We start from the raw sequence: 22,362 nt of genomic DNA on the forward strand, positions 1-22,362 counted from the left end.
TCCACGTGCGGGCAATGGTTACCGGAGCCGCAGGATTTATCGGATCGACACTGGTCGATCGTCTGCTGGCGGACGGGCACGAGGTAACGGGACTGGACAACCTGGCTACCGGCAAGGTGGCGAACCTGGAGTCTGCCGAGGCACACTCCGCGTTCTCGTTCGTCAAGGATGACATCGTCGAGGCCGATCTGGATGCGGTGGTCGCCGAGTACTCACCCGAGGTCATCTTCCATCTGGCCGCGCAGATCGACGTGCGCCACTCGGTGGCCGACCCGCGGTTCGACTCCTCGGTCAATGTGGTGGGTACCGTCCGTCTCGCCGAGGCCGCGCGCAAGGCGGGCGTGCGCAAGATCGTGCACACCTCGTCGGGCGGGTCGATCTATGGCACTCCCGAACAGATCCCCACCAGCGAGGCCGTCCCCACCGACCCGCATTCGCCGTATGCGGCGGGCAAGGTAGCCGGCGAGATCTACCTCAATACCTTCCGGCACCTGTACGGACTGGAGTGCTCGCATATCGCACCGGCCAATGTGTATGGGCCGCGCCAGGATCCGCATGGTGAGGCGGGTGTCGTCGCTATTTTCGCGCAGGCTCTGCTGTCGGGGCGGCCCACCAAGGTGTTCGGTGACGGCGGCAACACCCGCGACTATGTGTTTGTCGACGACGTCGTCGAGGCATTCGTCCGTGCCTCCGGCCCGGATGGCGGCGGGCAGCGCTTCAACATCGGAACGGGTGTGGAGACCAGTGACCGGCAATTACATTCGCTGGTGGCAGCAGCCGCGGGCGCATCAGATAATCCGGAGTTTCATCCGCCCCGGCTCGGCGATCTGCGGCAGTCCTGCCTGGACGTCGGCTTGGCCAAGCGTGTGCTGGGCTGGGAGCCGAAGGTGCCGTTAGCGGACGGAATCGGAAGGACTGTCGAGTTCTTCCGGGGGCTCGGCGCCGCGTAACGCGACGGCGCGGGCCAGCCGCGAGTAACGCAGCTCAAGGTCCTTGAAGCGCAGATAGGTGCTCAAGGTGGTGAACGCGAACGCGATGATCAGCGCGTACAGCATCAAATCCGTGCCGCGGCCCAGTCCGAGCCAATGCGCCAGGGTGGTGGTGTCATTCGGACGCAGGATGGCGTAGATACCCGCGATCACAAACACCACGAACCCGAGTTTCACCCAGGCCTTGGCCTGCGCGGTGGCGCGTGAACGCAGCAGGTACACCAGCAGCAGGAGAACGGCGACGATCAGCAGCGGCTGTATCCAGGTGATCATGGCAACCTCCGGCGGAACGCGGTGTCGAACATGATGTTGACCCCGTTGATCAGCGACTGGCCCTTGGCCATCGAATACTCGGTGTAGAGGATATCGACAGGCTGTTCTGCTACCCGCCAATGATTCTCGGAGATCATGGCGATGAACTCGCTGGCGTGGCCCATGCCATTCATGGTGATGTTGAGGCCATTGGCGACGGTCCGATTGAACACGCGCAGCCCGTTATGGGCATCCGTCAGATTGAGGCGGCGAGTTCGGGGGCTCAGCAGCACAACGGTTTTCAGCACAATACGTTTGATCAGAGGTACATGGCCCGGGGCGGCGCCCGCTCCAAAGCGAGTGCCGACGATGATGTCGAGCGGTTCCAGCCGCAGCCTGTCCACCATCGCCACCACGTCCTTGACCTGGTGCTGGCCGTCGGCGTCGAACGTCACGAAGATCTGCGCGCCCGGTTGGGCGCGGGCGTACTCCACGCCGGTTTGGATGGCCGCGCCCTGCCCGAGGTTGACGGGGTGCCGGACCACGTGCGCACCGGCACCATGGGCGAGCGCGGCGGTCCGGTCGGCGCTGCCGTCATCCACGCAGACGATGTTGGGGAAGGTGCCCAGCGCCGCCGCGATGACGTCGGCGATGACTGGTCCCTCGTTATAGGCGGGGATGACCAGCCAGACGTCGGTGTTGCCGGTGTTGCTCACTGGGATCAAGGTAGCACCGGGGCCGCCTGTGCGACCGCTGTGTGAGTCCTGTGTAGGTTTTACCGGCGTGACTGACATCCATGACCGCCAGGGTTTAGCCGAGATCTGGCAGCGCCGATTCGCTTTCTTCGACCGATATGGCCTGCCGTCGTCCAGCCCCGAATCCAAGGCCGCCTTCAAGGCGATGCCGTTCGGAGCCCGGTTTCGGTTGACCGCGAACTTCCCCGCATTCTTCTTCGGCCCGATCTATTTCTTCGTCAAGGGCATGTGGCAGAAGGGTCTCACGCTCGTCGGTGTATGGGTCGTTTTCTCTGCGGTCCTCGTGCTGCTGAACCTCCCGGACAGCGCGGTCCGGGGTGCCGGTATCGGGCTCTCCGCGGCGACCATGAGCATCGCCAATTACGCGTACTACCTGCACTATGTCAGGGGCAGTCGGTCCTGGAATCTGTTTGAGGGCTACGGCAAGCGGCGCTGACCGGATCAAGATCCACCGGTTCGCCGCATTCCTCACAGCGGAAAAGCGGTCGGGGCTAGTGTTTCCGCCATGCAACGGCTGTCTGGGGTAGATGCGGCGTTCTGGCACGCCGAAACGGCGGGCTGGCATATGCACATCGGGGGACTGTCCATCTACGACCCCACCGATGCGCCCGACTACAGCTTTGAGCGGGTGCGTGCGCTCATCGTGGAGCGGTTGCCCTCAATGCCGCAGCTGCGCTGGCGGGTCACCGACGTTCCCTTGGGGCTGGACCGGCCATGGTTCGTCGAAGACGAGGAGCTCGATCCCGACTTTCACATCCGGCGCATCGGCGTGCCGGCTCCTGGTGGCCGCAAGGAACTGGAAGAGCTTGCCGGACGGCTGATGTCGTACAAACTCGACAGGTCGCGGCCGCTATGGGAGCTGTGGGTCATCGAGGGTGTCGAGGGCGGACGTGTCGCCACGCTGACCAAGATGCATCACGCCATTGTCGACGGTGTTTCGGGTGCGGGGCTGGGCGAGATTCTGCTTGATATCGCACCCGAGCCGCGGCCCGCACCGGACGACACGGTGGGGTCGCTGGTGGGGCTCGGGCTGCCGAGCCGTGAGCGCATTCTGTTGAGCGCGCTGGTGAATGTCGGTGTCAAGACTCCTTATCGGGTGGTCCGGCTGGTCCAGCAGACGGTTCGTCAGCAGCTGGCGGTCTTCGGTATGGAGCGCAAATCACCGGGATACTTCGAGGCGCCGCACACCCGATTCAACGCGCCGGTATCTCCGCATCGGCGCATATCCGGGGCACGGCTGGATCTGGCGCGGGTCAAGGCGCTCAAGGACGCGTTCGGTGTGAAGGTCAACGACGTGGTGCTGGCCATCGTCGCGGGTGCCGTCCGTGACTATCTGGCCAAGCGTGACGAGCTTCCCGACAAACCGCTGATCGTGCAGATTCCGGTGTCGGTGCGCACGGGAGAGACCGACGGGGTAGTGGGGAATCAGGTGAGTTCGATGACCGTCTCGCTGGCCACCGATATCGACGATCCAGCCGAACGGATCAGGGCGATCTACGAGGGCACCCAGGGCGCCAAGGAGATGGCGCGTGCCATGTCGGCGCATCAGATCATGGGGCTGACCGATACGACGCCGCCGGGGTTGTTGCAATTGGCGGCGCGTGCGTACACCGCCAGCGGATTGTCCCGGAATCTTGCGCCGATCAACCTGGTGTTGTCCAACGTTCCGGGGCCGTCGTTCCCGCTCTACATGGCTGGGGCACGGTTGGAGTCGATGATCCCGCTCGGCCCACCGGTAATGGATGTGGCGCTGAACATCACCTGTTTCTCGTATCTGGAGCACATGGACTTCGGGTTTGTCACCACACCGGAAGTGGCCGCGGACATCGACGAGATGGCCGATGGTTTAGAGGCCGCGCTGGTGGAGCTGGAGCACGCCGCCGGGATCTGAGCTCAGCTCAGTCGATGATCTCCTCGGCGATCTCCGGGTCCCGCCACAACGCGAGTGCGGCCAGATGCACCACGATTCCGACGATCGGGCCGCCGAGCAACGCGATCACCGTACGTTCCTCCAGGTCCAGCGGCAGCAGTAGAAGAAGCGCCGAAACCACTGTCGCACCAACCCATCCCGCTGAATACGCGAGGTGACGGGCGTGTGCCACGGTAGCCGCGCCGGTCAGCGTCAACAACGCGATCATGACCGCGCCGGCGGTGAGCCACCCCAGCAGCGGTCCGCCGGCCTGGTACGCGGGGTCGAACACCGTGCGCAGTAGCCACGGGCCGATGGACGCGGCGAGGGCGATCCCCACCGCGCCGACTCCGACGATGATGGCGGCCGGGGTGATCAGCGCGCTGAGACGCCGCTCCCGCTCGTCCACGAAATGAGCGATGAGATTGCCCTGCAATGCTGTCAGCGGTACCAGCAAGGGTGCACGGGTCAGCGTGACGGCCAGAATCACCACGCCGCCGGTGGTGCCCAGATCGCCCGCTGTCGACTGCAACAGCACGGGGAAGCCCATCACCAGGACCGCGCTGGCCGCCGCCGCGGCGATCGAATGCCGGGCGCCACGCAGGAACTCCATGGTGTCGACGAGTGCGGGCACCTTGAGTGCCTCGCGGGTTGGTTTCGAGACCAAGGTCAGCAGTAACCACGACATCGAGCCCGCTACCGTCGCCCACAGGTATCCGACGAGTCCGATGGTGGCCGCGAAGGTGACGACGGCAACCACCAAGCGGATTCCCGCATCGGTGACCATGAGAATGCCGTACTGCGTCCAGCGGCTCGAGCCGGCCAGCGCGCCCAGAGTGGTCGCGTGCATGCAGAATCCGGCCAGTCCGCCGGCGAGCAATGCCACGCTGAGCCAACGGAACTCGGTGAACACATGCGACGCCCACAGTGGCGCGGTGCCGACGATGCCGACCGCGGAAGCGATCGCGAAAGCGAAGGCGATCCGGATGGGCAAGGATGAGCCACTGGGGTGCAGACCGTCCGGCAGCGGGGCGGACAGCGCGGATCGGTCTCGCTGGGTCAGGGACAGCCGCACCTCGCGGGTGGTCTCCTGCAGCAGGCCGTTGGCGGCGCCAGTCACTAAACCGAAAGCGCCCCAGAAGACTCCGAACACCGAGAACAAGGCCGGCCCCAGCTCGCGGGCGGCCAGATACAGCACGGTGTAGCCGCAGATCGCGCTGACGGCGGTGGCGGCACCGATACGTGCGACGCTGGAACGGGTGCTGGGACCGGCGTCGGTCACTTCCGGTCCAAGGGCGGGAGTTGCTTCTCGTAGAGCCAGGCGGTCCACAGCGGGCGCAGGGATTCATCGGAGTAGCCGGCGGCCAGCCCGGTGAAGTCGTCGGTAATGACGGTGCTGTGCTGGTACCTGCTGGTCCAGTCTTGTAGTAACGCAAAGAATTTTGTGTCGCCAAGGCGTAATCGCAAGGCGTGCAATGTCAGTGCTCCGCGCTTGTACACGCGATCGTCGAACATCAATTGTGGGCCCGGATCGGCCAGAATCAAGTCTTGGGGAAGGTCTTTCAGTTTTTGGTGGTAGTGGCGGGCACGGGCATCGGCGGTCGGCCCTCCGGATTCCTCTGACCACAGCCATTCGGCGTAACAGGCAAATCCTTCGTGCAGCCAGATATCGCGCCACCGCCGCGCGGTCACGCTATTGCCGAACCATTGATGTGCCAGCTCGTGCGCCACCAGTCGTTCGGAGTGCCGTGAGCCGTCGCAATGGTTGGCGCCGAACACCGAAATCCCCTGTGCCTCCAGCGGGATATCGAGATCGTCGTCGGTGACCACCACGGTGTATCCGGCGGCAAACGGGTAGGGGCCGAACTGTTTGATGAACAGCCTCATCATCTGGGTTTGCCGGCCGAAGTCGTGTTCGAACCGGTCCCGCAGCCGCGATGGCAATGCGGCACTCATCGAGATGGGATTCTTGGCCAGCTTGATCAGCTGATAATCGCCTATCTGCAATGTCGCCAGATATGGCGCCATCGGTTCTGGCTGTTCGTAGGTCCAGGTGGTGTGCGCGGCCCGAACCCGCCGAGAGATCAGCTCTCCATTGGAGACAACGCAGTATGGGCTGTCGCTGGTAATGACGAATCGGTAGCTCGCCTTGGAGCTGGGGTGGTCGTCACAGGGAAACCAGGATGCCGCGCCATTGGGCTGCCCGGCGACGAGGACCCCGTTGGACAGCTCCTCGAATCCGACATCTCCCCACATGCTGTTGATGGGCCGTGGTGATCCGCCGTAACGAACCACCACGGTCATCGCCGCTCCGGCGGGGATCGCGGATACCAGCTTGACGGTTATCTTGCCGGCGCGATGTCCGAAATGCGTTGGACGCCGCCCATTCACCGTCACTTTCGAGACGCCGAGGGTATCGGCGAGATCCAGGGTGAATTCCTTGAGAGTGGCCAAGGTGAACGCGGTGATGGTCGCGGTGCCGGTCAGCCGGTTGATGGCGACCTTGTATTCCAGGTCCAGCTCGTAGCGCGACACCCGGTACCCGTAGTTGCCGTTTTGGGGCAGGTAGGGATCGATGACCGGAGGCCGTGGGGGGAGCCTTTTGGCTGCCTTTTTGCCTGGTTTGGTCATGCGGCCCCGGAATTCTTACGTGGCGAAGCCTTGCCGCCCTTGGTCTTCTTCGGTGCCATTGGATCCAGCTTGCCCCATGGCGAGATGGGGTTGCCCTGCCACCTGGTTGACGGAGGTACGACGTCACCCCGGACCACCAGAGAAGCGGGGCCGACGGTGGCTCCGGCGCCCAGCTCGGCGGCCGGTAGTGCCACGCAATGTGGCCCGAGCGTGGCGCCCTCGCCGAGGATTACGGTGTCCATCCGCATGATCCGGTCGTGGAACAGATGTGTCTGCACCACGCAGCCGCGGTTCACCGTCGCACCCTTGCCCAGGGTCACCAGATCGGCCTCGGGTAGCCAGTACGTCTCGCACCACACGCCGCGCCCGATGGTGGCGCCCAGACCGCGCAGCCACCAGTTCTGCATGATCGTTCCCGACGCGGCGCGTGCGAACCAGACGGCGGCAACGGTTTCCACGAATGTGTCGGCGACTTCATTGCGCCAGACGAACGAAGACCAGAGGGGCTTCTCGACCGCCTTGGTACGGCCCACCACCAGCCACTTGGCCACCACGCTGACAACACCGGCCACCGCGCCGGCAACCAGCAGCACCAGGCCGCTCAACGCACCGGCCACCAAGAAGTTGAACCTGATGGCGATGGTCTGCAGGCTCAGTAGCACCCCGACGCCAATCCCGAAGGTCACGATGATCGGGATGATGCGGCAGGTCTCCACGATGCCGCGCATGACCTTGAGCCGGAACGGCGGCTCGAAGGTGAGGGCGGAATCCGCGCCATCGGCCTTGCGGCGCAACCGCTTCGGTGGACTACCGATCCACGAAGATCCCGACTTGGCCTTGTGCGGGGTGGCGGAGAGGACCGCGACCAGTGCGTCGTTGGGCACCTTGCGCCCCGGCTGGGTGATCCCGGAGTTCCCGAGGAATGCGCGTTTGCCGATCCGGGCCTTGGCGATGTGGATCCAGCCGCCACCCAACTCGTAGGACGCGACCATCGTGTCGTCGGCCAGGAACGCGCCGTCGTCGACCTCGGTGAACTTCGGCACCAGTAGCGCCGTCGAGATCTCGGTGTCCTTACCGATTTTCGCGCCCAGGATGCGCAGCCACCACGGGGTCAGCTGGCTGGCGTAGATCGGGAACAGATAGTTGCGGGCGGCGTCCATCAGACGCTCGGTGGCCCAGAGCTGCCACCCCTGCCGGCTGCGCACGGGGTGGTAGCCCTCGTGTACGCCGAGCGATAACAGCCGCACCAGCACGACCGTGATGGTGGCGTAGACGATCACGCTGACCAGCGCCGCCGCCGGCGTCCAGACAAGCGCGGGCACTACGGCCGCACAGATGGTGGCGGCGTCCCGGATGCCATAGGCGACCACGGCCAGCCCGGCCGCCAGTGCCAGCAGCGGAAGCCCGCCCAGCAGAATCGATGTCAGCCCATAGATCGGGACCCACTGTCCGGCACGGGGCGGGCGGTAGTCGGGCCAGGGGTGGCGGGCCTTACCGGATTTGACGGCCGGCGAGCCCTTCCAGTACTGGCCGTTCTTGACCCGGCCGACCACGCCCGAAGCTGGTGCGACATCGGCATTCTTGCCGACGACCGCTCCCGGAAGCAGAGTGGTGCGGGCGCCGACGGTGGCGTCGTCGCCGATGACGATGGGGCCGACGTGGAATTTGTCGCCGTCAACCCAGTGCCCGGAGAGGTCCACCTCTGGTTCGACCGAACTGCGGTCGCCCAGCTCCAGCCAGCCGGTGACCGGTGGCGAGGAATGCAGGTCCACGCCATTGCCCACGCGTGCACCCAGCGCTCTGGCGTAGTAGACCATCCACGGTGCGCCGGAAAGGTTCTCGGCGCCGCTGGCGGTGGCGAGCCGGTCCGCGATCCAGACCCGCAGGTGCACGCTGCCGCCGCGCTCATAAGTGCCGGGCTTGACGCCGGACAGCAGCAGCCGGGCGCCGAGGACGGTGATGCTCATCCGGCCCAGCGGAGTGATGAACAAGATGAAGGCCGCCAGCAGGACCCACCAATTGACCGTCACCAGCCAGGGCACCTTGCTGAACATCGCGAACACGTTGTTGGCCAGGGCAAGCCATGTCGCCCACTGCAGACCCGTCAGGGTGGTGAGCGGAACAGTGGCGAGCAACTGGGCCAATTCGGTAAGGCGCGGCACCGGTTTGACGACTCGGGGTTCTACCTCGGCGGGGGGAGCCAGCTCGTCCAGGAACGTGGCCAATGAGCCGAGCCTCGGTTGGTCGTACAGGTTGGCGACGGTCACCTGCGGATAGCGTTGCCGCAGCGCCGCGACCAGCTGGGCCGCGGAGAGCGATCCACCGCCGAGCGCGAAGAAGTCGGCTTCGGGGCCGTCGATCGGTGCGGCCAGGATGTCCCGCCACAGGTCGGCGAGCCAGCCCATGGTGCCGCCCAGTTCGGGTGCGTCGTCATCGGCGCCGGCCCCCGGCGGTGGCCAGGGTAGCGCGTTACGGTCGACCTTTCCGGATGTGCGCGTGGGCAATTCATCCAATTTGACCAGTCGGGGTACCAGTGCGGCGGGAAGCGATTCGGCCAGGCTCGCACGGGCCGCGGCAATGTCGAAGTTGGGGTCGGCGCTGGCGATGTAGCCCACCAGCAGCGGGGTGCCGCTGGCGGTCTTGCGCACCGCGGCCGCACCCCCGCTCACGCCGGGCAGGTTGACCAGGGCGGCGTCCACCTCGCCCAGCTCGATGCGGCGCCCGCCCACCTTCACCTGGTCGTCGGCGCGGCCCTGGAAGTACAACCCGTCGGGTTCCAAGCGGACCAGGTCGCCGCTTCGATAGGCCCGTGACCAACCCAAAGTGTCAAGGGGAGCGTATTTTTCGGCGTCCTTCTCGGGATCCAGATACCGGGCCAGGCCGACACCGCCGATGACCAACTCGCCGGCCTCGCCGTAACCGACCTGGTTGCCCTGCGCGTCCACGACCGCCAGATCCCACCCGGGTAGCGGCAGTCCGATGCTGACGGGACTCACTCCGTCGAGTCGGGCCGCGCATGCCACCACCGTCGCCTCGGTGGGACCATAGGTGTTCCACACCTCGCGCGCCGCGCCGTCTTCGCCGGTGGCCAGCCGTTCGGCCAGGTCGGGCGGGCATGCCTCACCGCCGAAAATCAGCAGCCGTACCGCTTCCAGCGCCTCCGCGGGCCACAACGCGGCCAGGGTGGGCACCGTGGAGACCACGGTGACATCGCGCGAGACCAGCCACGGCCCCAGATCCATGCCGCTACGCACCAGCGAGCGCGGTGCCGGTACCAGGCAGGCTCCATACCGCCATGCCAGCCACATCTCTTCGCAGGAAGCGTCGAAAGCCACCGATAGTCCGGCGAGCACTCGATCATCCGGCCCGATCGGGTTGTCCTGCAAGAACATTTGTGCCTCGGCGTCGACAAACGCGGCGGCGTTACGGTGCGTCACCGCGACGCCCTTGGGCGTACCGGTGGAACCCGAGGTGAAGATGATCCACGCGTCATCGCGGGGCGTCGGTTTGGTGGCCCGCCAGCCTCGCGACGAGCCGGGGCCGCGCACCAGCCCACCGGGAGTTATCACGGCCGCGACCTGCGCCTCGCCGAACACCAGCGCGGCGCGCTCGTCGGGGTCGTCGGCGTCGACGGGAACGTATGCCGCCCCCGCCGCCAGGGTGGCGAGGATCGCCACGTATAGCGAGTAGCTGCCCGAGGGCATCCGGATGCCGACACGATCGCCCCGGCCGATACCGCGGCTGCCCAGCCACTCCACGCTGGCTTCCACGTCGACAATCAGCTCGGAATAGGTGAGCTGAATGGTGCCGTCGTCGATGGCCGGTGCGTCGGGATGCTCCGCGGCAGTCGAGTAGAGGATGTCGATCAGGGTGCGCGCAGGTGGCGCCGACCTACCGAGGAGATATTGCGGAGGTACCGGGTGGCCCGGGGCTTCCTGGACGACGGGTTGAGGCGCGTGCTGAGGCGCCGGGTCCGGTGCCTCCTCGTGCGCGCGGCTCGTGGGTGACTCGTCGGGGCCGGTCACGCTGCTCCTCGTAATTTCCGCGATCGGATGGGCTGCCGCAGCGAAGCCTATCGGTCCGGCTGCGGCGCGGCTCGTTGCCGCGCGGCTATGGGGCCGCGCGCCTGGTCTTGTACAGGCTGGCAACGGTGGTGATGAGCAGCGTCACCACGATCACCCCGAGACTTGCCAGTGTGGGGATCTCGGGCACGTGCACCGGTTCGCCGCCATTGATGAAGGGCAGTTCGTTCTCATGCAGGGCGTGCAGGATCAGTTTGATGCCGATGAAGAACAGGATGAACGCCAATCCCTGCGATAGGTACACCAAGCGCTTGAGCATGTCGCCGAGCAGGAAGTACAGCTGACGCAGCCCCATCAGGGCGAAGACATTGGCAGTGAATACCAGGTAGGGCTCTTTGGTGAGTCCGTAGATGGCCGGGATCGAGTCGAGGGCGAACAGCAGGTCGGTGGTGCCCAGCGCGACGATCACCAGGAACATCGGCGTCATCAGCCGCTTTCCGTTTTCCCGGACCCACAGCCGCAGCCCGTCCCACTTGTCGGTGGTGCGCAGGTGCTTGCGGGCGAATTGCACCACGGCGTTGTCGGCATCGTCGTCGTGTTCGGTATCGCGGGCCAGATTGATCGCGGTGTACACCAGGAACGCCCCGAAAAGGTAAAAGATCCAGGTGAACTGCTCGATGGCGACGGCGCCCAGCGCGATGAAAATACCGCGGAAGATCAGAGCCAGGATGATGCCGACCAGCAGGGCCTCTTGCTGATAGACCCTCGGCACTTTGAAGCTGGCCATGATGATCAAGAAGATGAACAGGTTGTCTACCGACAGGCTGTATTCGGTGAGCCAGCCCGCATAGAACTCCAGCCCGTATTGGCCGCCGTGGAAGAGCCATACCCACAGCCCGAAGGCCAGTGCCAGTCCCACATAGATGCTGAGTGCGATGGCGGTTTCACGGGTCGAGGGCTCGTGGGGCCGTCGGCCGATCACCACGACGTCGATCAGCAGGATCGCGACCGTGACGGCCAGCGTGATGATCCACTCGAGCTGAGATACCTGCATTACTGAACCTCCGGTCGCCAAAACGCCGGAGGTCTCTTCCGCCGGCAGGTCACCGGCCCGCGGCACCGACCGGACCATCATTGGCCGATGTGATGACGACACCGCAGCGAAGGAATACTCCCCTCCGTTGCCCAGTGTGCCCTATGGGCACCGCGACCGGAAATCGAGACAGGTCGCCAACCTGGCGCCGAGCATTTCAATCACCGTGCGCAATGCGCTTGACGCTGGCGGCGGCCCGCGGGCACACTGCGCTCAGGTCATGAGAACCAGCGATAAGCCCTGGCTAGCTGGTCGGCAACCCTCCTCCATGCCGTTCGCCTGCACGCGAGCGGCGCATCCACGGCGGGGTGCTCCAGGTGACGACCTGGCCGCGCGCGACCGTGCGCGGCAAGCGTGGACTCGCCGGGCGGGTCCGGTGAGATGGGATGTCACATGTCAGTGTCCGCACAATCAGGGTTTGAGCAGCCGGCCGCGCAGGTAGTGGGAGCCGATACCAAAGTTCCACTGGCCCAAGGCGGCTGGATTCGGTATGCCAATTTCGATTACGCCGCCAGCGCGCCCGCGCTCAGTGATGTCGCGGCCCGCGTCACCGCGTTGCTGCCGTACTACGCCAGCGTGCATCGGGGTGCGGGCTATGCCTCACGCGTGTGCACGAAGCTCTACGAGGGCGCTCGGGAAACCGTCGCGCGTTTCGTTGGTGCCGCAGACGGCCAGCACGTGATCTTCACGCGCAACACCACCGATTCACTCAATCTGCTGGCGTCTGCCGTACCGGGAGAGGTGGTGGTGCTCGATATCGAGCACCACGCAAACCTGTTGACCTGGCAGCGATATGGCGCTCGCGTGGTGGCGCATCGAGCTACCGTCGCGGACACCGTGGCCGCGCTGGACCAGGAGTTGGCGCGGCGGCCCGCCGCACTCTTGGCGGTCACCGGTGCCTCCAATGTCACCGGTGAGGTGCTGCCGCTAGCCGAACTGGCGGCCGTGGCCCACCGCAACGGGGCGCGGATCGCCGTGGACGGGGCGCAGCTGGCACCCCACCGCCGAATAGATCTTGCCGCTGACGGAATCGACTATCTGGCGTTTTCCGGGCACAAGCTCTACGCGCCGTTCGGCGCCGGAGTCCTCGTGGGGCAGGCCGATTGGCTCGATGCCGCCACGCCCTATCTCGCGGGGGGCGGCGCGGTCCGCGATGTGGATATCGATGGGGCCGATTGGTTCACCGGCCCGCAGCGGCATGAGGCGGGTACCCCCAATGTGGTTGGCGTGGCCGCGGTGGCCGCTGCGTGTGAGGCGTTGACCGCCCTCGGCGATGTGGGACAGGCCGAGGAAGCGCTCACGGCACAGCTGCGAGAAGGGCTCGGTGGGATTGAAGGCGTTGACACTCTGCGCATTTGGGAGGGTGATCGTGACGGGCTGGGCATCGTGTCCTTTACCGTCGCCGGCTATACGCCGTCGGTGGTCGCCGCCTATCTGTCGGCTGAGCACGGTATCGGGCTGCGTGACGGGCGATTCTGCGCGCACCCGCTGTTGGCCAGGCTGGGCGCGCCGGGTGGTGCGCTGCGCGCCAGCATCGGGCTGGGAACCACCGCCGGCGACATCACCCGCCTCATCGGCGCGATCACCGAGCTTGTCGAGCGCGGGCCGGCCCTGACCTACACCGAGCGCGACGGGCAGGTCGGGCCGCTGGACGATCCGCGCCCACTGCCGGACTTCCTGGCGGCATGATTGCGCATTCCGCATATCCGTAACTATTAATACGTGTTACTTTCAGTCCGACACATAACGGGTCGGACTGACAAGGACGTCGTATGACTAGTGCGCGTGTGCAAGGTGGAGTGGCCAACCAGCCCGGACCGGGTGTGCCCGACCATGAGGTCGTGATCATCGGGGCCGGTTTCGGGGGCATCGGAGCCGCGGTGGAACTGATCAAAAGAGGAATCCACGACTTCGTGATCCTGGAAAAGTGGGGTGCTGCCGGTGGTACCTGGCACGCCAACAAATACCCGGGGGTGGCGGTCGACATCCCGACCTTCATTTACAGCTTCTCCTACGATCAGAAGACCACCTGGTCCAAGTTCTTCACCCCGGGCGACGAGCTCGAGCAGTACGCCAATGAACTCGTCGATAAGCATGAGCTGCGCGACAGAATCCGATTCAACACACGCGTCGTACGTCAGGAATTTGATGAGTCCCAAAATATTTGGGTACTCACGCTGGAGGACGACAGTGTCATCACCGGTCGGCATGTAATAGCCGCGACCGGCGGGCTCGAGCAACCCAAGCTCCCCGAGATTGACGGGATCGACTCCTACAAGGGAGTTTTGATGCATACCGCGCTCTGGGACAAGGATGTTCAGCTCGCCGGCAAGCGGGTGGCTGTAATCGGAACCGGCGCCACCTCACTGCAGATGGTTCCGGAAATCGCTCCAGAAGTCGGCCATCTCACCGTGTTTCAGCGCACCCCCATCTATGTGGGGCCCAAACCCGACTGGAAGTACAACAGCTTCTGGCGGGCGCTTTTCGGGTTCCCGGGGGTGGCCAAGGGCATCCGGTATGCCATCAACCTCAGTACCGCGTACATCCCGGATGCCGTCTTCAGGATCGATTCCAAGTACGCCGAATCCGCCTCGATGGCCCTGGCCAACAGGATTCGGTCTTGGATGCGCACCCAAGTGGACGACCCGGTAACCCGGGAGAAGCTATTGCCCTACTACGGATTCGGCTGCAAGCGCCCCTCGTTCTCCAACACCTATCTCAAGACCTTCAACCGCCCAAATGTGGCCTTGGTGACCGAGCCGATCGAGCGCATCACGGAGAAGGGATTGCTGACAGCGGACGGGACCGAGCACGAAGTAGACGTGCTGATCTGCGCCACCGGGTTCGCCATCTGGGATCACATGCCGGCTTTCCCGACCACGGGACGGCGTGGCAAGGACCTCAAGCGGTTCTTTCAGGAGAATCGCTACCAGGCATATCAGGGTGTCTCGATTCCCGATTACCCGAACTTCTTTCTGGTGCTGGGTCCCTACGGGTATGTGTTCGGCCCGTATCACATGCTCATCGAGTCGACCACGACGCACGCGGCCCGCGTCATCGCAGAGACTAAGAAACGAGGGGCAACCACCGCAGAGGTGAAGCCGGAAGTGCATGACGCGTACTTCCACAAGATGCATGAGCGCAACAAGAATCATCTGTGGCTTTCCCCCGCATGCTCAACGGCCAATACCTACTACATCGACAACCACGGCGATTCCCCCTTCCGTCCGGGCGGTTTCGGCGAGATGTACTTCCACAACAAGTACTTCCGGCTGGACAACTACAGCTATGGCACCGAGACGGTCACGCCTGTTGCGAAAGCAGCGCGCCGGCGCAAGCGCAACAAAGAAGTCGTGGGATGAGACTGTTGGCCCCGCCGGCCTGATCGGGGTTGATCCGCTCATCAGGAATTCAACGATGGCCCTCACGGGTTCTCGCAGGTACCGTTGCGTTTGTGTCGACACAACAGGAAACGTTTCGGGTCTTCACCGACGGCGCTGCCGGATGGCAGGAACTGACCAACGGAACGGGTGTCACCGCGCGCGTCAACGCTCCCGATCTCAAGCAGGCGCAGCGGGCCAGGCATTCCCTGCGAACCTCGCGCAAGGACGCTGTCGCCGTGATCCTGGACGTGTACGTGCACATTGAGGCCGATTCACGATCGGCCCGTAAACATTTCGCCAGTCTGCGGGTGCCGGCGGCGGTCTCGTACGCGGGGACTCCCGAGGGACTGGCGGGCCTGATCGCCGACATCTATCTGGCCGGGGTGGCCGACGGGGTCACCTTGATTCCGGTATCGCCGACCACAGACATCGATTGCGCCGCTCGCCGGGTGTTCGCGTTGCTGCCGCAGCGGATACCGCTAGCCGCCTAGCAGGCGCCGGTGGAGGCCGCTCACCAGTTGTCGTAGCCGCCTTCGGGCCCGAGCATGCGCTCCAGCCGCGTGCGATTGATCTTCGCGAGCTCGTTGCGGGTTACTTTGCGTTCGGTATCCGCGTCGTGATGCATTCGATCAGAGATCGCGCGCAGCACCGAGGCGCCGTCCTGACCACACAAATGCATGACGAAGCGATGGCCGAAGTGATGTTCGTAGCGATGGGCAGCGGCACGCAGCGCGGCCATCATTCCCGGCGTCTCATCGCGTATCGCACACTGCTCGGCATGTGATCGCACGCTTCCCGGCCGTTTGCCCAGCGGGGGATAGGCGGTCAGCATCTCGTCCAGAGATTCTTCTGACAGCGCGAACAGCTCGTTGTCCGCGCACCGGAACAGCGCATCGTGATCGGCGAATGGACGTGTCGCGGCGATCTTCCTGGCCCAGGTCACGCTGCCACAACACTCGTACAGCGCGTGGACCGCCTTGGTGTCGGGCATCTGGTTGAAGATGTCGCGGCCGATGCCCTGATGCATCAACATATGACCATGATTCGGCGGGCTGCCGCGGTTCGCTAGAGGGTGACGGTTGATTTTGCAGGAGCTTAACGCGACGTAACATTGCAGTCGGCAGTGTTGGGGAAGGAGTGGGGGACAGTGACGGATCCGGCCTGGCAGGAATACCCGCAGGAGCAGTGGCCCGGCGGTGAGCCCGTTCCTTACCCGGAAGATCCCAAGCCGCCGAAATGGCCCTGGATAGTCGCCGGCGTCAGTGTGCTGGCGGTGCTGGTGATTGCGCTGACCTCCGTTTGGGTCATTACCCGCCGCACCGAAGTGGCGGCGCCGAGCACGGTCACCGTCACCCCGTCGACCACTTGGACCGGGCCCAATGACGTCCCGCTGCCGTCCATAACGACCACGGAGCCGCCTCCGCCGTCACCACCCCCACCGAACACCAGCACCGGAGTGGAGACGACACCAACGACCACCGAGGCACCACCGGTGCCCACCACGACCGAGGCGCCCAAGCCGGTGCCGACGACGGGCCAGGGTCCGGGCGGCTCGGGGCAGGGCGGCAAGAGCGTGACCTACAGCGTGGGAGGCTCGGGCGGCGGGGTCAATGTCGCCTACATGACCGATAGCGACTATGTGCGTGTGTCGAATGTTTCGCAGCCCTGGGCCGTCTCGGTGACGGTCACGCGCCGAGACGTTCCGCTAACCATGAATGTCACCATGGTCGGCGAAGGAACCATCAGCTGCTCGATCAGCGTTGATGGGGTGATTGTCTCCCAAAGCAGCACCGAAGTGTTCGCCGTCGTGTGCCAGGCACCTATGCCGGGCTAGTGCCCCTGGGTCTTGAGACGCTCGAACGACGCGAGAACCTCGGCCTCGGCCTCGGCGCGGCCCACCCAATCGGCGGCCTCGACGAATTTGCCCGGCTCCAGATCCTTGTAGTGCACGAAGAAGTGCTTGATGGCGTCCAGCTCGAAGGTGGAGACATCGCCGATGTCCTGAATGTGGTCCCAGCGCGGGTCTCCGGCAGGCACGCACAGCACCTTGTCGTCGCCACCACCGTCGTCGACCATCTTGAACATGCCGACGGGCCGGGCCTCGACGATCACGCCCGGGAAGACGGGCTGAGGCAGCAACAACAGCGCGTCCAGCGGATCGCCGTCCTCGCCCAGCGTGTTCTCGATGAACCCATAGTCGGTGGGGTACGCCATGGGGGTGTAGAGGAAGCGGTCCAGGCGCACTCGGCCGGTCTCGTGATCGACCTCATACTTGTTGCGCTGACCCTTGGGGATCTCGATGGTGACGTCGAACTCCACACCCGCTCCTTGAATGTCGGTGGTACTTAGCAGTTGGTCTTCGCGTAAGCGCTCATCCAGCGCGCACCAGGATAGCGATACCCTGCAGAGCATGGTCACCGCCAGGGCACTTGATCCGCGTCATTGGCGGCGCTCTACTCACGTTCTGCTCGCCGTCGCTGTGGTGTTGGCGATTGCCGCGCTGGTGCTGCTGGCCTCGCTGACCACCGGCGCCTCTACCGCGCGCCAGTTGCAGAACGCCAACCCGGAACCGGCGCTGGTCACCCCGAAACCCGGTGTGGTTCCGGTTTCCGATTCGGCACCGATCCCGACGGCCGATGGTCTGGCCCAAGCACTGGAGAAGGCACTGGCCGATCCGGCGCTGGGCATGTTCACCGGTCGGGTAACCGACGCGCTGACCGGGCGTGAGCTGTGGCAGCAGGGCTCCACGGTGCCGATGGTGCCGGCCTCTACCAACAAGGTGCTGACCGCCGCGGCGGCGCTGCTCACCCTGGAGCGCGACGCCAAGCTGACCACCTCGGTGGTGGCCGACACTGCCGGGCAGCGCGGGTTGGTGACGCTGGTGGGCGGGGGCGACCCGATTGTTAGTGCGGCACCGGCGGGCACTGACACCTGGTATCGCGATGCCGCGCGCATCAGCGATCTGGCAGATCAGGTGCGCAAGTCGGGGGTCACTGTCACGTCAATCACCGTCGATATCAGCCGATTCGGTGGGCCGTCGATGGCGCCCGGATGGGACCCCGCCGATATCGACGGCGGCGATGTCGCGCCCATCCAGGCCGTGATGCTGGATGCCGGGCGCACCCAGCCGACCGATTACGACTCGCGGCGTTCCGTCACGCCCGCGCTGGACGCGGGGCGCGCGCTGGCCACGGCGCTCGGGGTCGATCCGGACGCGGTGCGCTTGGACGCCGCGCCACCGGCAGCGAAATCCATTGCGTCCGTTCAGTCGGCGCCGTTGATGGAGCGGCTGCGGGAGATGATGAACGCCTCCGACAACGTCATGGCGGAAACCATCGGCCGCGAGGTGGCGCTGGCCACGGGCCGCTCGCAGACCTTCACTGGCACCGTCGATGCCGTGACGGGCCAATTACGCAGCGCGGGAATCGATCTCACAGACCTGACGTTGCGTGACTCCAGTGGGCTTTCGGTAGACGATCGGGTCACCGCGCGCACACTCGATGAGGTCATCGGAGCCGCCGCCGGCACCGACAAACCGAAGCTGCGCCCGCTTCTGGATGTGTTGCCCATCGCGGGTGGCAGCGGAACGCTCTCGGAGCGTTTTGTCACCCAGAATCAGGCCTCGGCAGGTTGGTTACGGGCCAAGACAGGATCGCTCACCGGCGTGAACACGTTGGCCGGCGTGGTCACCGACAGCAGCGGGCGAGTGCTGACCTTCTCACTGATGCAGAACCACGCGACCGCGCCCACCGCGCGCAACGCGGTGGACAACCTGGCAGCCGTGCTGCGGTCCTGCGGATGTAGCTGATGGCTGAGTCGGGTGACGCGGCGACCGGAACCACGAGTCCGGAGTTGACGGTTGGCCGCATGGTCAACTGGGAATTCGCCGCGACCGTCGGCGCCAAGTTGGCGCGGCCGGCACCACCCACCACCGAGTACACCCGCCAGCAGGCCATCGCCGAATTGGCGGATGCGGCGCGCCGGGCGGAGGCGCCGGTGCGTGAGGTCACCGGATTGGCGGATGGGCTGCTTGTGCCGGAGGCCCGGATCATCGATCGCCCCAGCTGGATCGCGGCTGCCGCGGAGTCCATGCGACTGATGGCAGGCGGTGGCGGGAGCGCCACCGGGTTCCTGTCCGGACGTGTCACCGGCGCGCAGACGGGCGCGGTGTTGGCCTTCGTCTCGTCGGGAATCCTGGGTCAGTACGACCCGTTTACCGCTGACGGTGCCGGTGCGCTCCTGCTGGTGTATCCGAACGTCATTGCCGTGGAACGTCAACTTCGGGTATTGCCAAGCGATTTCCGGATGTGGGTATGTCTGCACGAGGTGACCCACCGCGTGCAATTCTCGGCCAACCCGTGGCTGGCCGACTACATGTCCGGAACCCTGGCCACCCTGGCGCACGAGCAGGAAGAGGACGTCGCCGGCATGCTGGGCAGGCTGGCCGATTTCGTTCGCGCACCGAAGAGCCAGGGCGAGAACGGAATAGTCGATCTGTTGCGCGCCATGCAGTCCGAGAGCGGCAGGGATGCGCTGGACCGCCTGTTGGTGCTGGGCACCCTCCTGGAGGGGCATGCCGATCACGTCATGGATGCGGTGGGGCCGGCGGTGGTCCCGTCGGTGTCGTCCATCAGAGCCCGCTTTGAGGCTCGGCGTTCACGCAAACAGCCCCCACTGCAGCGGATCATCCGCGCACTGATCGGGATGGACGCCAAGATGCGTCAGTACACGCGGGGCAAGAGGTTTGTCGACCACGTGGTGGCCACGGTGGGCATGGAACGCTTCAACACCATCTGGCGGGACGCGGAAACCCTGCCCAAGCCTGCCGAGATCGAGGATCCGGACCAATGGATCACCCGGGTTCTCTAGCTCTGCGAGGAGCGGTCAAAGCATTTGGTGCACAGTACCTTTCTGGTGTATCTGAAGTGGCGGTGGCCTTATCGGGTGGTGCGGATTCGTTGGCGCTTGCCGCGGCTGCCGTTGCCCAGGGCTGGGCGGTGACGGCGCTCATCGTGGACCACGGCCTGCAGCCGGGCTCGGTGCAGGTCGCCGCCCAGGCGCACGAGCAGGCGTTGGCCCTGGGTTGCCGCGACGCCGTGGTGCTTGCGGTGACCGTCGATGGGGTGGGTGGCCTTGAGGCGGCGGCGCGCAGCGCCAGGTACGCGGCACTGAGGCAGGCGAGAGGCAGAAAGCCGGTGCTCCTCGCGCACACGCTCGACGATCAAGCCGAAACGGTGCTGTTGGGGCTGGGACGCGGGTCCGGTGCGCGCTCCATCGCCGGCATGCGCCCCTGGGATGACCCATGGGGCCGGCCCCTATTGGACCGGCGCCGAGCCGAAACACGTTCGTCATGCACCGAATTAGGGATCACTCCATGGGAAGACCCGCACAACGTGGACTCTCGCTTTGTGCGGGTGCGCCTGCGGCACGAAGTGCTGCCGCTGCTGGAGCAGGTACTTGGCGGCGGTGTCGCCGAGGCCCTGGCCCGCACCGCGGTGTCGGTGCGGGAAGACGGGGAAGCGCTCGACGCGCAGGCGGCCACGGTCTTTACCGATACGCGGAGCCTGGCGATCTCGGATCTACGGGGCTTGGCGCCTGCCATCCGCCGCCGGGTGATCAGGCTGTGGCTGCTGGCGGGGGGTGCACAGGACTTGAATGACAATCAGATTCGCGGCGTGGATGCGCTCGTCACCCGCTGGCGCGGGCAGGGCGGCGTTGCCGTGGGCGCCGATCTGCCATACCAGCGTTTGGTGGCGTCCAGGGCAGGAGACGAGCTGGTGCTGTCGGTCCACGACGTCGCTAGGTGATCGCGAAATCCCCGGGTATCGGTGTGGTGAGCGTGCGCCGGTAGTCAACCGGCGGCCAGGGCCACAGCTCGGGGACTCCGTCGGCCCCCAGATACCAGCTGTCACAACCGGTAGACCACACCGTGTTGGGCATGGCCCGACGCATCTCGGCATTGAATGTCTCTGCGGCATGAGCGGTTGGTGCAACCGATCGCACTCGGCCAAAACGGATTTCGTCGATCCAATGCATCGCGAATTTGACCTGCGTCTCGGCGATCGAGATGAGCGAGTTGTTGCCGATCGGGCTGTTGGGCCCGATCAAGAGGAAGAAGTTGGGAAATCCGGCGAGTCCCACGGCGCGATAGGCGCGCGGCCCGTCGCTCCACTCATCACTGAGCTTGATGCCGTCGCGCCCGATGACCTCCATGGGGCGCAGATATGAATGCGCGTCAAAACCGGTGGCACACACCAAAATATCGAGCTCGTGTAGAAGCCCGTCCTTGGTGATGACGCCCTGCGGCACAATGCGATCGATTCCCCCGGTGAGTACCGCGACATTGGGCCGTTGCACCGCCTTGAAGAACGGCACCGACATCACCAGCCGCCGACATAGCGGTTCGTAGTCGGGATGCAACTTCTCGCGCAGCGCCGGGTCGCGGATGAGCAGTCGGTGTGATGCCCGCACGAACCCCTGGATGAGCTTGCGGCGTGCGCCCGGGCTCACCACCGAACCCCCCACTCCTCGTTCGAAATAGAAGCGCCACAAGCGATAAGAGAATCTGTTGAGTACGGGTACGCGTGACCAGATGGATTTGGACAGCCCCGAGTAGGTGAAATTGGGAACCGGGGCGACCCACTGCGCGGAGCGCTGGAAGACCGACAGGTGCTGAACTTGATCGGCGAGTGCGCTGATGATCTGCACCCCCGAGGACCCGGTGCCGATGAGCCCAACCCGTTTCCCGGCGTAGGGCACCGCATGATCCCAGCGCGCGGAGTGAAAGCACGGACCGGCGAAGCTCCCCAAACCCTCGATCTCGGGAAGGCGTGGCAGGTGCAGCACCCCGGTGGCGCTGACCACGACGTCGGCGGTATCACGACTGCCGTCGGAAAGTTCCAGCTCCCAGTGTGATTGGCCGGGCCCGTCGGCCCATTCGGCGCGCGTTACCGCCGTGCCAAAGCGGATGTTGCCACGCAGATCCTGCTTGTCGGTGAATCTGACGAAGTATTGGTGAATCTCCGAACCCGGCGAGAATCCCTTGCTCCAACCGGGGTTCGGGGCGAACGAGTACGAGTAGTAGCGCGAGGGCACATCACATTGCAGGCCGGGATAGGTGTTGTCCCGCCAGGTGCCGCCTACCTCGTCGGCCTTCTCGTAGACGGTGAAGTTGGTGATACCCCGGTGTCGGAGAGTGGAGGCCATGCACAGGCCCGACATGCCCGCGCCGATCACCACCACACGGATGTCGCGGGGTTGTGTCTTATCGACTGCCTCGTAAGCGCCATTGCTCACGTTTCCATAGTGACCTATTTCGTAAACAAAGT

General features: G+C 65.1%; 19 protein-coding genes and 1 riboswitch. Of the genes, 10 read left to right on the top strand and 9 right to left on the bottom strand.

Translation table 11 applies throughout. The features are described 5' to 3' along the window. Positions 1–5: 5 nt before the first annotated feature. Entirely contained in the window at positions 6–950 is a 945-nt protein-coding gene (locus ABG82_RS03110) for an NAD-dependent epimerase/dehydratase family protein (protein ID WP_043079498.1), read from the top strand. Here ABG82_RS03110 and ABG82_RS03115 read toward each other — a convergent pair. Both ABG82_RS03115 and ABG82_RS03120 read right to left on the bottom strand, forming a co-directional pair. After that, on the bottom strand, positions 894–1,262 hold the full coding sequence (locus ABG82_RS03115; protein ID WP_043079499.1) for a DUF2304 domain-containing protein: 369 nt from the start codon (positions 1,260–1,262) through the stop codon (positions 894–896). The genes ABG82_RS03110 and ABG82_RS03115 overlap by 57 nt on opposite strands. Continuing rightward, positions 1,259–1,957 (bottom strand): glycosyltransferase family 2 protein, encoded by a 699-nt coding sequence (locus ABG82_RS03120; protein WP_043079500.1) that lies wholly within the window; start codon positions 1,955–1,957, stop codon positions 1,259–1,261. Before ABG82_RS03120 ends, ABG82_RS03115 begins: the two co-directional genes overlap by 4 nt. Positions 1,958–2,024: 67 nt before the next feature. Here ABG82_RS03120 and ABG82_RS03125 point away from each other — a divergent pair, with 67 nt between their 5' ends. Together ABG82_RS03125 and ABG82_RS03130 are read left to right on the top strand one after the other, a co-directional pair. Then, the gene (locus ABG82_RS03125; RefSeq protein ID WP_043079501.1) at positions 2,025–2,432 is read left to right on the top strand and encodes a DUF2628 domain-containing protein; all 408 of its coding nucleotides are present in this window, start codon (positions 2,025–2,027) and stop codon (positions 2,430–2,432) included. A 69-nt stretch (positions 2,433–2,501) separates the two neighbouring features. Beyond that, positions 2,502–3,887, top strand: a complete 1,386-nt coding sequence (locus ABG82_RS03130) for a WS/DGAT/MGAT family O-acyltransferase (protein ID WP_043079502.1) — start codon at positions 2,502–2,504, stop codon at positions 3,885–3,887. A 7-nt stretch (positions 3,888–3,894) separates the two neighbouring features. Here the strand turns inward: ABG82_RS03130 and ABG82_RS03135 are convergent, their stop codons facing one another. The 4 genes from ABG82_RS03135 to ABG82_RS03150 form a co-directional block, all read right to left on the bottom strand. Beyond that, positions 3,895–5,187, bottom strand: coding sequence for a polysaccharide biosynthesis protein (locus ABG82_RS03135; RefSeq protein WP_043079503.1), 1,293 nt, complete (start codon positions 5,185–5,187; stop codon positions 3,895–3,897). After that, positions 5,184–6,536, bottom strand: coding sequence for a M1 family metallopeptidase (locus ABG82_RS03140; protein WP_043079504.1), 1,353 nt, complete (start codon positions 6,534–6,536; stop codon positions 5,184–5,186). Before ABG82_RS03140 ends, ABG82_RS03135 begins: the two co-directional genes overlap by 4 nt. Next, entirely contained in the window at positions 6,533–10,561 is a 4,029-nt protein-coding gene (locus tag ABG82_RS03145; RefSeq protein ID WP_043079505.1) for a Pls/PosA family non-ribosomal peptide synthetase, read from the bottom strand. Before ABG82_RS03145 ends, ABG82_RS03140 begins: the two co-directional genes overlap by 4 nt. A gap of 85 nt (positions 10,562–10,646) precedes the next feature. After that, complete coding sequence (locus ABG82_RS03150; protein ID WP_043079536.1) at positions 10,647–11,612, bottom strand: TerC family protein; 966 nt, start codon at positions 11,610–11,612, stop codon at positions 10,647–10,649. A 255-nt stretch (positions 11,613–11,867) separates the two neighbouring features. Then, a riboswitch (SAM riboswitch) is annotated at positions 11,868–12,012 on the top strand. Positions 12,013–12,044: 32 nt separating this feature from the next. Here ABG82_RS03150 and ABG82_RS03155 point away from each other — a divergent pair. From ABG82_RS03155 to ABG82_RS03165, 3 genes are all read left to right on the top strand, one after another. Further along, a complete protein-coding gene (locus ABG82_RS03155) occupies positions 12,045–13,340 on the top strand; it encodes an aminotransferase class V-fold PLP-dependent enzyme (protein WP_043079506.1) in 1,296 nt (431 codons plus the stop codon). Positions 13,341–13,423: 83 nt separating this feature from the next. After that, positions 13,424–15,013 carry a flavin-containing monooxygenase gene (locus ABG82_RS03160; protein WP_043079507.1) on the top strand — a complete coding sequence of 530 codons (1,590 nt, stop codon included), beginning with the start codon at positions 13,424–13,426 and terminating at the stop codon, positions 15,011–15,013. Between the two features lie 92 nt (positions 15,014–15,105). Then, positions 15,106–15,525, top strand: coding sequence for a hypothetical protein (locus ABG82_RS03165; protein ID WP_043079508.1), 420 nt, complete (start codon positions 15,106–15,108; stop codon positions 15,523–15,525). A gap of 20 nt (positions 15,526–15,545) precedes the next feature. Here ABG82_RS03165 and ABG82_RS03170 read toward each other — a convergent pair whose 3' ends face one another. Beyond that, positions 15,546–16,067: a 2-oxo-4-hydroxy-4-carboxy-5-ureidoimidazoline decarboxylase gene (locus tag ABG82_RS03170; RefSeq protein WP_043079509.1), complete on the bottom strand. Its 522-nt coding sequence runs from the start codon at positions 16,065–16,067 to the stop codon at positions 15,546–15,548. 114 nt (positions 16,068–16,181) lie between these two features. Between ABG82_RS03170 and ABG82_RS03175 the strand changes: the two genes are divergently transcribed. Continuing rightward, complete coding sequence (locus tag ABG82_RS03175) at positions 16,182–16,868, top strand: MmpS family transport accessory protein (protein WP_043079510.1); 687 nt, start codon at positions 16,182–16,184, stop codon at positions 16,866–16,868. Here the strand turns inward: ABG82_RS03175 and ABG82_RS03180 are convergent. Further along, entirely contained in the window at positions 16,865–17,353 is a 489-nt protein-coding gene (locus ABG82_RS03180; protein WP_043079511.1) for an inorganic diphosphatase, read from the bottom strand. The genes ABG82_RS03175 and ABG82_RS03180 overlap by 4 nt on opposite strands. A gap of 91 nt (positions 17,354–17,444) precedes the next feature. Between ABG82_RS03180 and dacB the strand changes: the two genes are divergently transcribed. Genes dacB through tilS form a run of 3 tightly spaced genes read left to right on the top strand, consistent with a single transcriptional unit; the run spans position 17,445 to position 20,841 of the window. After that, complete coding sequence (gene dacB / locus ABG82_RS03185; RefSeq protein WP_043079512.1) at positions 17,445–18,842, top strand: D-alanyl-D-alanine carboxypeptidase/D-alanyl-D-alanine endopeptidase; 1,398 nt, start codon at positions 17,445–17,447, stop codon at positions 18,840–18,842. Beyond that, the gene (locus tag ABG82_RS03190) at positions 18,842–19,903 is read left to right on the top strand and encodes a zinc-dependent metalloprotease (protein WP_043079513.1); all 1,062 of its coding nucleotides are present in this window, start codon (positions 18,842–18,844) and stop codon (positions 19,901–19,903) included. The genes dacB and ABG82_RS03190 overlap by 1 nt, the downstream gene beginning before the upstream one ends. Positions 19,904–19,959: 56 nt before the next feature. Next, positions 19,960–20,841, top strand: coding sequence for a tRNA lysidine(34) synthetase TilS (tilS, locus tag ABG82_RS03195; RefSeq protein ID WP_043079514.1), 882 nt, complete (start codon positions 19,960–19,962; stop codon positions 20,839–20,841). Here the strand turns inward: tilS and ABG82_RS03200 are convergent. Continuing rightward, positions 20,834–22,330: a flavin-containing monooxygenase gene (locus tag ABG82_RS03200; protein ID WP_052511084.1), complete on the bottom strand. Its 1,497-nt coding sequence runs from the start codon at positions 22,328–22,330 to the stop codon at positions 20,834–20,836. The genes tilS and ABG82_RS03200 overlap by 8 nt on opposite strands. Between the last annotated feature and the right edge of the window lie 32 nt (positions 22,331–22,362).

It is taken from the genome of Mycobacteroides immunogenum, from assembly GCF_001605725.1.
Taxonomy (GTDB): domain Bacteria; phylum Actinomycetota; class Actinomycetes; order Mycobacteriales; family Mycobacteriaceae; genus Mycobacterium; species Mycobacterium immunogenum.

Coding starts and splice junctions, on each gene's coding strand:
- ABG82_RS03115 (WP_043079499.1), bottom strand. CDS start 1,262: ATGATCACCTGGATACAGCCGCTGCTGATCGTCGCCGTTCTCCTGCTG.
- ABG82_RS03130 (WP_043079502.1), top strand. CDS start 2,502: ATGCAACGGCTGTCTGGGGTAGATGCGGCGTTCTGGCACGCCGAAACG.
- ABG82_RS03140 (WP_043079504.1), bottom strand. CDS start 6,536: ATGACCAAACCAGGCAAAAAGGCAGCCAAAAGGCTCCCCCCACGGCCT.
- ABG82_RS03150 (WP_043079536.1), bottom strand. CDS start 11,612: ATGCAGGTATCTCAGCTCGAGTGGATCATCACGCTGGCCGTCACGGTC.
- ABG82_RS03155 (WP_043079506.1), top strand. CDS start 12,045: ATGTCAGTGTCCGCACAATCAGGGTTTGAGCAGCCGGCCGCGCAGGTA.
- ABG82_RS03160 (WP_043079507.1), top strand. CDS start 13,424: ATGACTAGTGCGCGTGTGCAAGGTGGAGTGGCCAACCAGCCCGGACCG.
- ABG82_RS03170 (WP_043079509.1), bottom strand. CDS start 16,067: ATGTTGATGCATCAGGGCATCGGCCGCGACATCTTCAACCAGATGCCC.
- dacB (WP_043079512.1), top strand. CDS start 17,445: ATGGTCACCGCCAGGGCACTTGATCCGCGTCATTGGCGGCGCTCTACT.
- ABG82_RS03190 (WP_043079513.1), top strand. CDS start 18,842: ATGGCTGAGTCGGGTGACGCGGCGACCGGAACCACGAGTCCGGAGTTG.